We start from the raw sequence: 12,048 nt of genomic DNA, 5'->3' as shown, positions 1-12,048 counted from the left end.
CGCCGTACCTCGCTCGGGCCGATGGGCCCAGAACGACCTTGACTCTACACGCCGACCTGGCGATTCCCAGCACGCCCGACGGCGATGGGGGCCCGGTCGACATCGCGACACTTAACCAGTTGCGAAGACATGCCGCTCGAATTCGCGACCATGTCAGTCTCGGCGCGGGCTGCGCTCAGCGGCGCAGGCCGAGGCGCTCGATCAGCGAGCGGTAACGCTCCACGTCGACCTGGGCGACATATTTGAGCAGACGGCGCCGGCGTCCGACCAGCAGCAGCAGCCCGCGCCGCGAGTGGTGGTCGTGCTTGTGCAGCTTGAGGTGCTCGGTCAGGTCAGCGATCCGCTTGGTCAGCAACGCGACCTGGGCCTCGGGGGATCCGGTGTCGGTTGCGTGCAGGCCGTACGAGCCCAGGATTTCTTTTTTCTGCTCGGCGTTAAGCGCCACGAAATATCTCCATCAATAGGTCCGCGATCATGGATCTAAGGTGCGGCCGCCGCGAACTGCAGCACGCGCCGTGTCGCCGAGGAGTCTAGCAGCGGGCGCGGGTCCGGCCGGAATCCCCAGGTCAGCCAGCAGAAAGTAGCCTGCGGGCACGCTCGGTGTCGGTGCCCATCGCGTCGACGAGGTCGCCCACCGACCCGAACTTCTCCTGGCCGCGGATGCGGGCGACGAAGTCCAGCGCGACGTGCTGGCCGTACAAGTCAGCGGCGGTGTCGAGAACGAACGCCTCGACCGTGCGGGTGCGTCCGGAGAACGTCGGATTGGTGCCCACCGAAACCGCCGCCTGGTAACGCTCACCCGGCACGACCGTTCCGGTTACCGGTCCGTGGCCCAGCACGGTGAACCAGGCGGCGTAGACGCCGTCGGCGGGGATGGCCGAATACATGGGTGGAGCCACGTTGGCGGTCGGGAAGCCCATCTCGGTCCCCCGGCCATCGCCGCGCACCACCACGCCTTCAACCCGGTGTGGACGGCCCAACGCTTCGGCGGCGGCCACCACATCACCGGCGTCCACGCAGGACCGGATGTAGGTCGACGAGAACGTCACCGTCTCGGTGTTGTGATGCTCGGAGACCAGCGACATCGCCTCCACCGCGAACCCGAGTCGCGCGCCGGTACTGCGCAGCGTCTCGACCGTGCCGGCCGCCTTCTTGCCGAAGGTGAAGTTCTCCCCCACCACGACTTCCACCACATGGAGGTCCTCGACCAGCAACTCGTGGACGTAGCGCTCCGGGGTGAGCTTCATGAAATTGGCCGTGAAGGGCATGACCAGAAAGACATCGATGCCGAACTCCTCGGCAAGCTCGGCACGCCGGGTCAGTGTGGTCAGCTGCGCGGGGTGGCTGCCTGGGTGGACCACTTCCATCGGGTGCGGGTCGAAGGTCATCAACACCGTGGGCACTCCACGGGCACGGCCTGACTTGACCGCGTGCGAGATCAGCTCCGCGTGCCCGCGGTGTAGACCGTCGAACACCCCGATGGTGAGCACGCATCGGCCCCAGTCCGTGGGTATCTCGTCCTGCCCCCGCCACCGTTGCACAACTGCCAGCCTACGGGGCAAGGTAGCGACCGGTCGTGCGAGAGCCGCAGATCAGATGAGGATTGCTTAAACTTCCGTTGTGCCCCCTGACCTACCTGCCGAGGAGCCTGCCGGGCTGAGTGCGGTTGCCCAGGATTACCTCAAGGTCATCTGGAACGCCCAGGAATGGTCGTTGGACAAAGTCAGCACCAAGATGCTGGCCGAGAAGCTCGGGGTGTCGGCCAGCACTGCCTCGGAATCCATCCGCAAACTCGCGGAGCAGGGCCTCGTCGACCACGAGAAATACGGCGCGGTCACCTTGACCGAATCGGGCCGTCGAGCGGCGCTGGCCATGGTCCGGCGCCACCGGCTGCTGGAGGCGTTCCTGGTGAAGGAGCTCGGCTACAGCTGGGACGAGGTGCACGACGAGGCCGAGGTGCTCGAGCACGCGGTGTCCGACCGGCTGGTGGCACGCATCGACGCCAAGCTGGGCTTCCCCCAGCGCGATCCGCACGGCGACCCGATTCCCGGCTCCGACGGCCAGGTACCGACCCCACCCGCTCGCCAGCTGTGGTCGTGCGCCGATGGTGAGGCCGGCGTCGTAGCGCGGATATCCGACAAAGACCCCGAGATGCTGCGCTACTTCGACAGCATCGGCATCAACCTCGACTCGCGGCTCCGGGTGCTTACCCGCCGCGAATTCGCCGGCATGATCTCCGTCGCGGTGGAATCCGCCGACGGCGGGCCCACCACGGTCGACTTGGGAAGTCCTGCGGCCCAAGCGATTTGGATGGTGGCAGGCTAGTGACTCGGTAGTGTGCGACTGATCCACCGCTGAGCGCATTGCCCAGGAGCGCTCACCGGATTGGGCCAAGCGGTTCAGAGCTCGTTGTGAGCCAGCCACGACAGGATGCACTCGGCGACCACGAACCATCGCGGTTCGACGGTCATGGCATGCCCTATGTCTGGGATGAACTTTGCTTCGGTGCCGTAAAACCTGGCTGTGGCGCGCACGTCACGGTAGGGATAAATTGCATCCTGCTCCGCGCCGAGCACGAAGATCGGCGCAGTAGTACGCGACTTCCTCGCCACCGCCGGCACTCCCATGTCGACCAAAAGTGCGCGCGTGCTTTCTGGTTGAAGCCGCTCGGTGATCGAGTTGATAAGACGGTCGGGTGCCGGGTCGCCAAAGAACAGGTCGCGGGCGCCCGCTGTTGTGCCTCCGTACAAGTCGGCAGGACGGCCAGTAAACGCGAATTTGGATGATCGCCAAGGGTGTTGGCGGAATGACCGCAGCAGACTCCCCATCTGCCCGCGGGGCGGTGTAGAGGCAAGAAGCACCGCCGCCGGTGCGTCGTTACTTTCGAGGTATTTCTGCACAACGAACCCTCCCATGGAGTGGCCCACCATGACGGGACGTGGCGTCATTGTCTTGGCGACGGATACGACATCGTCGACGTAGTCTGAAATCGAGCACCGCCGTAGCGATTTGCTCGCAGGACTGGCACCATGCCCGCGCAAGCTCAGCGCCACAGTAAGGAATCCTTGCTCGGCATAAAAGTCGAGAAAGTGCTCATCCCAGCTCCGGCTGTCCTGAAATGCGCCATGCACGAACAGCATCGGATGCGGATGTAGGTCAGTAGTCTGGCCCTTGGCGATGACTTCCAACACGAACCACTCCCATCTCAGTTGGTTACTACGAGCGTTCCGACATCAGCGTGGATTGGTCTTGTGACCGAGGTTGACGGTTAGCCAGTCAGGTGCCGAAAAGGCAGTCATTCGTCGGGTAATTGAGGTAAAGCCGGCGCCGTCGTGAGATTGCCGGCATATTGCCGTAGTGAGCGCGCTTCGCGCGGGGTAATGCCGAACTGCTTCTTGAATGCGACCTCAAACGTGGTGATCGAACTGAAGCCGCTGGCGGCGGCAATGCTAGTTATTGTTGTGCCGGGCAGGGCGTTTCGAAGCATATCCGCGGCGTTCGCGAGGCGGGTTGATCGGATCAGGTCGCTCGTTGTTGCTCCGGCTCGCTGCAGCGCCAGTTGTACCTGACGAACCGACCATCCCAGGGAGCGCGCGACGGTGCTCGGTGTGAGCTCAGGCTCGCACGCGTGCAGCGCGACGTATTCCCGCACCGCGCGCTCGACCGAGTGGAGAGTGTCGGGGAGACCGCCGCGATCCGGCGCGCAAGCAATCAACAAGTCACTGATGGCCGCACACGACCGCGCGAACTCGTAGCCGTCGAGGCTTTGATATTGGTTGCTCAGGGCCCAGATCATGGTGCGCACGATCGAGCCGAGCCCGTGTCGAAGGTCTACCACAACGGCCCGCTGCTCAGACACGCTGCGCCAGCGTGTATCTACCGTGTCGAACGTCCAGCCCCGCGCCCAGGAGTCATGCCGCAGTTGAGCAGCACGTGACTTGGTGACTATGACACCGTAGCCAGGCTGCAGGCGTATCTGGTCTCCGCCCTGTTCGACGTCGAGGACACCCCGTCGGGGAACGATGAGAACGCTGCCGTCGTGGCCGTCGGCGCGGACGTCAGCGTCGGTCCTCGAGTAGTGCACCCCGTCTGACCAACAATCCACCAGCTGGTTCGGAAGGCCGACTTGTCCGCGAACCCGCGGAAGTGCAACGAGCCGTGGTTGGTTCGGGTGTGGTCGATCCAGTACCCGATAGCGTCCTCTGGTGCACTGCGCGTATCGCTGCACTGGATGATGTAAGCGTCTGCCGTTTCTGGTGGCGAGGCCTCGCTCGGCCGACTTCTTGTGCCGACCACTCTCTTAGACATGTCATCTGGATCAACGTCCATTTCCCCAAGGTGGCACCTAACTACATTGGTGTCAAGCCAGATGTAATTCAGCTCACTTTGGCGCGAGGAATGCGCAATTTGAAAGATCGAATGCGCAGATCAAATAGATCAACGATCCGTCCGCCATATAACCTCCGAACCAAGTATTCCACATCTAACTTGATCTCTACGGAGCCAGCCAATGTCAGTTGTCGCGGTCAACGGTGCAACTCTTGCCTATACGGAATCGGGCCCCGCATCCGGGATACCAGTTGTTTTTAGCCACTCACTTTTCCTTGATCACACCATGTTTGACGATCTGGCTGATTTCTTCTCCGGCCACGGTTTTCATGTGATTGCCTACGACCACCGCAACCAAGGACGTAGCGCACCCGCCGCGCGCGATTATCTCGACATGGACACCCTCACCGAGGACGCCGTCGCACTCATTGAGCGACTCCATGTGCACCGTGTCATTTCGTCGGAAACTCACTTGGCGGTTTCGTGGCGTTGCGCCTGGCCGCGCGCAGACCCGATCTACTGCTCACAGCGTGTGCGCTGGGCTCCTCCGCCGAGGCCGAAGCGCGCGCCGATGAATACCAGGCGCTGCTTGATGTCTTTGGGGCCAAGGGATCTGAGGTCATCATCGAGGTGCTGATGCATCAGATGTTCGGCGACACGACCTTGGCGATGCGCCCCAAGATCTGTGAACCCTGGCGCAAGTTCATGCAGCGGCTCCCACGGTCGATCGGCGATAGCGCCTACTGCGTGATCCACCGGCCAGGCATCATCGACGAATTGGCTGACTCCCAGGTTCCGGTATTGGCGGTCGCCGGCAGTGAAGACCACACATACCCGCAGCCGATTTCAGGCGGGACCATAGCGTTCGCGACTGGCGGCACGGAGGTAACGATTGAAGGTGCCGGTCACTCGGTCGCGTTGGAGCGGCCGGATCTTGTTGCACACCATCTGCTTAGACATTTCACCGCTGAACGGACGACTGACAGAAGTCGTGATGTGCGAAAGGGTCGACGTGCCCCACAGGTCAGCTTTTAGCGGCAGCCCTCTGGCGGCTGTCAACAACGCGGCCAGCAACCTCGGCTCGAGGGCGCTGCCGCTACTGCCAGATCAACTGAAGCGGCAGGTCATCGGCCGACGGGCAATCACCATTGACGGGAACAGACTCGACGCCTCGCTCCAAATCATGCTTTCGGCCTGGAAGTTGACGGGTGTGCAAGGCCTGACCGACGGTGACGTGCCGTCGATCATGCGAGAAAACATGCGCAGGACCTTATCGCAGCTGAACTACAACCCGATAGCGGTGAACCAGGTCGCCGATCTCGCCATACCCGGGACGGACGGTGAAATTTCAGTTCGGCATTACCTACCCCAGCAGGTTGGCCGCACTCCGCTGATGGTGTTTTATCACGGGGGCGGCTGGGTCTTCGGCGATCTGGATACTCATGATCGATTGTGCCGGTTGATATGCCGCGGTGCTGGGATCCAGGTGCTCTCGGTCGATTACCGGCTCGCTCCGGAGCATCCCGCTCCGGCTGGGCTGGATGATGCCTATGCCGCATATCAGTGGGCGGTGACCCACGCCGACGAGTTGGGTGCCGACCCGAGCAGAGTGTGCGTGGGCGGTGACAGTGCCGGTGCAAACCTCGCCGCGGTGATAGCGCATCAGGCTCGCGACGATGGCACACGGCCGGCGCTACAACTGCTGCTGTGTGCCAACACCGACATGCGAGGCGATACTGCATCGCGAAAATTGTTCGCAGATGGGTTCTTGCTCACCCGAAAAGACATCGACCTGCTTGTGCGTTACTACCTGGCAAACAGCGATATGAACGTCACCGACCCGAGAATCCCGCCGTTGCTGAGCAGCAACTTCACCGGATTGCCGCCGGCGATTGTCGTGACAGCTGGCTTTGATCCACTGCGCGACGAGGGCGAGTCCTACGCCGCTGCACTCGAAGCCGCCGGGAATATCGTCGACTTACGCCGATTTGGATCAATGGTGCATCCGTTCGTTCTGCTGGATGCTCTCGGCGGCGGCTGCGCCGCGGCAGTCACCGAAATCATCTCCGCCGTCAAAGCTCACTTGCAGTACCGGGCGTGACGGCCCCTTTCCTGGCGTTTCAACGACACGTCTCTAGACGTTTCACCGAATCAAACTGGGAATCAGCGGATTCCGCGCCGCCACTGAGGAGCCTCGGATCGCTTCATATGTGGTGCGTGGTTTTGATCATGCCGGCGGCTTTTTCGCCGATGATGACGCAGGGTGCCATGGTATTCGCTGTGGTGATCCGCGGCATGATCGAGCCGTCAGCGATCCGCAAATTCTCGACGCCGTAGACACGTAAATGGCTATCGACTACCGCATTCTCGCCTCGACCCATTTTTGCCGTTCCGCTCTGGTGCCAGAACGTTCGAGTGGCGCAACGGATGAACTCGTCGAGCTCGGCGCCGGATAGGTCGCCGGGCATGACCTCACGTCGGACGAATTGGCTTAGCGGCGCGGCATTGCCGATTTCGCGGCACAGGGCAACGCAGCGGCGAGCCGCGACCAGGTCTTCAGGGTGGGATAACGCGTTGGTCTGCACGAGTACAGGATCTTCTGGAGCCGATCCGGAAATCGTCACCCGTCCACGGCTTTTCGGGTGAGCGATTGCAGAAAACAGCGTCCATCCATACTCGGGCAAACCGTACTCGGCAATGTTTTCCGGGGTCGACAGCGGCATCTGAGCCTGCCATACGAACATGTCGGGTCCCACACTCGTCGCGTCGAACTGGTCGAAGATCACGGCCTCTGACCCGTTGTTACGGGGCGGCAGTGGATCGTCGCAATACTCCCACACACAGTCGAAAGCGGTGTGATCCTGCAGGTTTTGACCAACTCCGCGCAGCTGTTGTACGACTGGGATCCCGACCGCGCGTAGATCCTGCGCGTCACCTAGTCCCGAGAGCATCAGCAGTTTCGGGGTATTGATTGCGCCAAGGGAGACGATCACCTCGGCTGCGGCGGCAATACGGCGAACCCTCCCGCCATATTTCACTTCGACACCGACTACCCGCCGATCGTCGAAGGTCAGCCGGTGTACTACGGCTCTGGTGAGCACAGTCAGGTTTGGGCGATCCATGTAGGGATAGGTGTAGGAGCGAAACATCGACAGGCGGCGTCCATCGCGGATCCGAAAGTCGCCGAATGCGACACCTATACCGTTTTCCATCAAGCGGCCGTTGGGATGCTCATACACCGGGATACCCAGAGAGCGTGCGGATTTGTGCAGTGCAACTGCGACCGGGTGTGGATCTTGGGGAGGTTGCAGAAAAACTTCGCCCCCCACGCCACGGTATTTCGGATCGGGTGTGCCGGCCCAATCCTCAATACGTCGATAGATGTCGAGAATCGAACCGTAACTCCAGGATTGGTCATCAGCCTCGGCGGCGAACAGGTCCCAGTCGCTGGCGTGCCCGCGCGACCAAGCCATTGCGTTGATACTGGACCCGCCGCCAAGTACTTTCCCCATCGACATTTGCAGCCGCCGGCCGCCGAGCTGAGGATTGGGCTCGCTGAGAAATCCCCAATCAAGTTCTGTGCCCAGATTCTCCGGCCACACCAGAGGGTTCGTGACGGACGGCACATCGTCGTCCCCGCCGGCCTCCAGCAGGAGCACGCTCACATCGGGGTTTTCGGCGAGTCTGCGGGCTACCACCGAGCCGGCAGTCCCGGCACCGCATACGACGAAATCGTAGGCCTCCCGTAGAACCGACTTCAGGCGCGCCTGGTTGTCGCGCACCCGTCGCGCGAAGTCCCGCTCTGCGGCATGTGAAATTCTTTGTGGTGTCATGTGTTTTCCTTTCCAGGCGTGATTTCGTCGCGATAGGTTGGCGCCTCCTCGGCCGGTGGCAGCCGCCGCAACGACAACAGTTCGATGTCCTCCATTGCGAGCGAACCATGTTCAGCTTCAGAGCTGTCGCAAGTGAACGTTTCATGCGCAAATGCGGAAGAAGACTGCGCGAGATTGTGACTAGAGTCTCCACGGCCCGGATACCGTTAAACCCATTACAGCGGGAGAAGGAATTGACCAGGCAAACAATAAGATTCGGTAGAAGGGGAAAACATTGAGTTATCGCACGAGTAGCGAGCCAGCAGTCGAGCATCAACAGCGGCGTCCGTCGTGTCGAGAGTTGGTCGCTCGCGCTTGTGCGCTGCGGCCGCTATTAACTGACCATTGCGCCGAGGGTGAATTACAGCGGCGATTGCCGGAATCTGTGAGCGACGCACTTACTGATGCGGGGCTATTCCGGCTTCTTACACCGGCACGATTCGGCGGCTACGCCTGCGACTTGCGCACGATGCTGAAAGTGACTCAGACGCTGGGCGAGACCGATGGGTCGGCGTCCTGGGTGGTTGCCGTCGGTGCCACCACGGCATGGGCGGTAAGCCAAATAGGCTCAATACAGGTGCAGGAGGAGATCTTTGGACCCAGTCCTGACGTCCGGCTGGCTTCCACGATTACACCCGGGACGGCCCGCCAGGTGGAGGGAGGGCTCCTGATCAGTGGCCGGTGGCCCTACATGTCAGGTGCCCACCACGCCGACTGGGCATTCGTGGGAGCCACGGTCACCGACGGGCCCGAACAAGCAATCAATGCGAAACTATGCGCCGTTCCCATGGAACAGCTGCTACTGGAAAAGAGCTGGTACACGGTCGGGATGCGTGCGACCGGCAGTGACACCGTGGTGGCCCAAAACGTCTTCGTCCCCGACCGGCGGATCGTCCCGATGAGCGCAATCGCCGTCGAGGCACGGCCGGGAACTGCGGATAGATCATCGTTTGGACCACCGTTTGCGACGGTCACGACGCTGGGGCTGATTGGGCCGCTGCTGGGGCTGGGCAGCGCGGCCTTGAAGCTCGTGCTGGAGAAGGCGCCGAAGAGGCCGCTGCACGGTACGTCTTTTGCCCGTCAGAGCGACTCCGCCGGCGTGCAAATACAAGTCGCCCAAGCAGCTGTGGGATTGCGCACGGCGGAGTTGCATGCCTATGACATCGTCGATGCGTTGGACGAGGCAGCAAAGAAGGGGCATCTGGTAACTTACGCCCGGCGAACGGAGATGCGGGCGCGCCTCGGTTATCTGGCTCAGCAAGTAATCGACGCCATATCAACATTGACAAACGTCCACGGCGCTAGCAGCTTTGCAGAATCCAGCCGCCTTCAACAGTATTGGCGCGATGCCAACACTGCGGCGCGTCACGCAGCTCTTCAGCCGATCGTGGGTTACGAGATCTATGGCAAGGCGCTGCTGGGGATCGCAGAGCGGATCAGCAGCGTCGTCTAATCTCTGTCGCGCTGTTCTCTCTGAACCGGCGAGTCGGCGCCCACGGCGGACGGCTCGCACAGATACCGCGACCGCTCGTTGGCAAAGTCATTGATATGTCACGAGATAGGTATCTGCGAGCGCACGACGGAGCACAACCAATCCGGCTCGACATTTGTATTGGAGCAAGTTTTGATTCTGAGGCAATTCACGTTCGTATCGGTCCTGCTCATCTTCGCGGTGTGGTTGGGCTATCCCCTCGCGAGTTTCCCGGATACGCCACCTACCAAGGTGCATTACAACGTGCTATCTCAATCGTCTTACGAGGGCAGGGACTTCATCATTCGTGAGTCCACAATCGAGCCCGGCGCTGCCATCGGGTGGCATTGGCACCAAGGCACGGTATTCGCGGTTGTCAAAGAAGGCACCTTGCACCACTACCTTAAGGACTGCACGGTCGATGCCGTGTACAAACCTGGCGACTCGTTCCTCGAGTTCAGCGGCGCCAACAATGTGCACGACGGCCGCAATTTCGGGACAACTCGGGTCGTGCTCGAGGTCATATATATCGTCCCTGCTGGCACACCACTCGCGGATGCGGCTACCCCACCGACCAGATGTCGGGATGTTTGACGTTCCCGGCCGGCTACCGGTCGTGGCCCGGGTGAATTCGCCGGCATCCCTCGATCGTTAGCCTGGGCGCTCTGCTGCACTGGTTATTCGGACCCCGCCGTAACTGATTGTTGCGCGGCGGCGAGTGCAAATCGGTGGCGCCTACTGGGTTGGGTCACCCGCTCCATCGGATTAAAGCCTTCATACCTCTTCTGGTCGGGGCCTCTGATCCCGAGGCCTACGGATCCGACGTTGTCAGCATTCTGAGCTAGTTGGTGGCCGAGCTTGCGCGCTGGTCCGCGTCTTCGGGGCGCCATGATGAATGCGCCAGCGCGGTCAAGGCATCCGCCGTCCGATCACAGAAGGCCGACGCGTCGTACTGACCGACAGTCAGCGCCCGGAGCACGGCCGTCGCGACCAAGTAGTCGAACACTGCGTCGGCGCGGTTCTCGGCGCCATGGGCGGCCAGCAGTTTGGTGAACTGCTGGCGCACATCGGCTTCGCTGCGCGCCACCAGCCGTTCGTAGAGCCCCTCCTCGCGCTGGTAGGCCAGCAGCAACCCCGGGATCGCCGCTCGGGTCACCGGGTCGGCCAACTGGGCCAGGAAGTCCGCCACCCAGCCCCTCAGATCGGCGCGCAGATCCCCGGTCGACACCGGCAGCGGCGCCGGCTGCGTATGACCGAATGCGGCGTCCTCGATCAGCGCCTCCCGCCTCCGCCAGCGGCGATAGATAGTCGGGGCGCCGACGCCGGCGCGGCGGGCCACCGCGGTGATGGTGGTGTCCTGATAGCCGACTTCAACCAGCAACTGCCGGGTGGCGGCCAGCACGTCGCGATCCTTCTGCGGGTCACGTGGGCGGCCGGGCGGTTGCCGCTCGGAGTCCATTCACAAAAACTACACGCAATTCTTGTTTAATTACGTGTTGCTCTATAACGTAATGTCGACTGTTTGATTTCGAGGTATCACGAGTCAGGGAGAACCATCGATGGCCGGTCATCGCGACAGCAGGGAACCTCACCGCACTCGCAGTGCCAAGCTCAAAACACGACGCCGCGCCCGTGTCGTCGGTGCGGGTTCGGCTGTCGGGGCCCTTTGGGCGCTCGGGATGACTTCGCCGTGCACCAGTGCCCACGCCGACGATTTCGGTCTTGGTGACTTGATCAGCGACCTTCTCGTTAACGCGAGTTCTGCGGCGGCCAATGCCGGCGACGTCGTCGGCGACACTAGTCCTGCAGCAATTCAGGCCGCCCTCGAGCTAAGCGGTCAACAGTTCGACCACGCTCTAGCCGCAGTTAGCACCACTAATCCGCTGGCTGAACTCGCCAACGCGCCCAGTCCAGAGACACTCACTCCCGAAGGGCTCTTCCAGCAGTTCCTGTATGACCCGATGCACACAGCCATCGAGGACTGGATTAGCAGCCCGTCCGGCGAGCAAGTCGACAACTTCATCAACACGATATCCGGGCAACTTCTGATCGGTAATGGTGCTGCCGGGACGGCGACAGATCCCGATGGCGGTGATGGTGGGTTGTTGTTCGGCGACGGCGGTAACGGCTATGACGAGAGTGGCAACGCCACCGTCGACGGCGGTGACGGTGGCAGCGCTCAGGGCTTGTTCGGCAACGGCGGTGAGGGCGGCGACGGTGGTGCCGGAGCTGCTGGAGGGGCCGGCGGTGACGGCGGCTCGCTGTTCGGTATCGGCGGCAACGGCGGCGACGGCGGCGCTGGTGGCAACGGCGGTGACGGCGGCAACGGGGGCTCGCTGTTCGGTATCGGCGGCGACGGCGGCAACGGCGGCGACG

11 protein-coding genes and 1 pseudogene are annotated in these 12,048 nt (G+C 62.1%); 6 read left to right on the top strand and 6 right to left on the bottom strand.

From position 1 onward, the window contains the following. Positions 1-175: 175 nt before the first annotated feature. Complete coding sequence (gene rpsO, locus WAN02_RS08775) at positions 176-445, bottom strand: 30S ribosomal protein S15 (RefSeq protein WP_422263766.1); 270 nt, start codon at positions 443-445, stop codon at positions 176-178. 121 nt (positions 446-566) lie between these two features. Continuing rightward, positions 567-1,541, bottom strand: a complete 975-nt coding sequence (locus WAN02_RS08770) for a bifunctional riboflavin kinase/FAD synthetase (RefSeq protein WP_422263765.1) — start codon at positions 1,539-1,541, stop codon at positions 567-569. A 79-nt stretch (positions 1,542-1,620) separates the two neighbouring features. Here WAN02_RS08770 and mntR point away from each other — a divergent pair, with 79 nt between their 5' ends. Continuing rightward, positions 1,621-2,325, top strand: coding sequence for a manganese-binding transcriptional regulator MntR (mntR, locus tag WAN02_RS08765; RefSeq protein ID WP_422263764.1), 705 nt, complete (start codon positions 1,621-1,623; stop codon positions 2,323-2,325). Between the two features lie 74 nt (positions 2,326-2,399). Here the strand turns inward: mntR and WAN02_RS08760 are convergent, their stop codons facing one another. After that, the gene (locus WAN02_RS08760) at positions 2,400-3,191 is read right to left on the bottom strand and encodes an alpha/beta hydrolase (RefSeq protein WP_422263763.1); all 792 of its coding nucleotides are present in this window, start codon (positions 3,189-3,191) and stop codon (positions 2,400-2,402) included. Positions 3,192-3,295: 104 nt separating this feature from the next. Then, positions 3,296-3,859, bottom strand: a complete 564-nt coding sequence (locus WAN02_RS08755; protein ID WP_422263762.1) for a helix-turn-helix transcriptional regulator — start codon at positions 3,857-3,859, stop codon at positions 3,296-3,298. A gap of 651 nt (positions 3,860-4,510) precedes the next feature. On the opposite strand from WAN02_RS08755, the pseudogene WAN02_RS08750 reads away from it, so the two are divergent. Both WAN02_RS08750 and WAN02_RS08745 read left to right on the top strand, forming a co-directional pair. After that, positions 4,511-5,364: pseudogene (locus WAN02_RS08750) on the top strand (alpha/beta fold hydrolase). Positions 5,365-5,512: 148 nt separating this feature from the next. Beyond that, on the top strand, positions 5,513-6,430 hold the full coding sequence (locus WAN02_RS08745) for an alpha/beta hydrolase (RefSeq protein ID WP_422263761.1): 918 nt from the start codon (positions 5,513-5,515) through the stop codon (positions 6,428-6,430). Positions 6,431-6,533: 103 nt separating this feature from the next. Here the strand turns inward: WAN02_RS08745 and WAN02_RS08740 are convergent, their stop codons facing one another. Next, positions 6,534-8,162, bottom strand: a complete 1,629-nt coding sequence (locus tag WAN02_RS08740; protein WP_422263760.1) for a GMC family oxidoreductase — start codon at positions 8,160-8,162, stop codon at positions 6,534-6,536. A 274-nt stretch (positions 8,163-8,436) separates the two neighbouring features. On the opposite strand from WAN02_RS08740, the gene WAN02_RS08735 reads away from it, so the two are divergent. Together WAN02_RS08735 and WAN02_RS08730 are read left to right on the top strand one after the other, a co-directional pair. Then, complete coding sequence (locus WAN02_RS08735) at positions 8,437-9,654, top strand: acyl-CoA dehydrogenase family protein (protein ID WP_422263759.1); 1,218 nt, start codon at positions 8,437-8,439, stop codon at positions 9,652-9,654. Positions 9,655-9,825: 171 nt separating this feature from the next. Beyond that, positions 9,826-10,266, top strand: a complete 441-nt coding sequence (locus WAN02_RS08730) for a cupin domain-containing protein (RefSeq protein WP_422263758.1) — start codon at positions 9,826-9,828, stop codon at positions 10,264-10,266. A 247-nt stretch (positions 10,267-10,513) separates the two neighbouring features. Here the strand turns inward: WAN02_RS08730 and WAN02_RS08725 are convergent, their stop codons facing one another. Continuing rightward, entirely contained in the window at positions 10,514-11,131 is a 618-nt protein-coding gene (locus WAN02_RS08725) for a TetR/AcrR family transcriptional regulator (RefSeq protein WP_422263757.1), read from the bottom strand. Between the two features lie 220 nt (positions 11,132-11,351). On the opposite strand from WAN02_RS08725, the gene WAN02_RS08720 reads away from it, so the two are divergent. Then, positions 11,352-12,048, top strand: a 697-nt coding sequence (locus WAN02_RS08720; RefSeq protein ID WP_422263756.1) for a PGRS repeat-containing protein, incomplete at its 3' end; no start/stop codon positions are given.

This window comes from Mycobacterium sp. (assembly GCF_049281135.1).
In the GTDB taxonomy this organism is placed as follows: Bacteria; Actinomycetota; Actinomycetes; order Mycobacteriales; family Mycobacteriaceae; genus Mycobacterium.
Note: the sequence above shows the minus strand (reverse complement) of the source record. Positions and strands in the feature narration are given on the sequence as shown.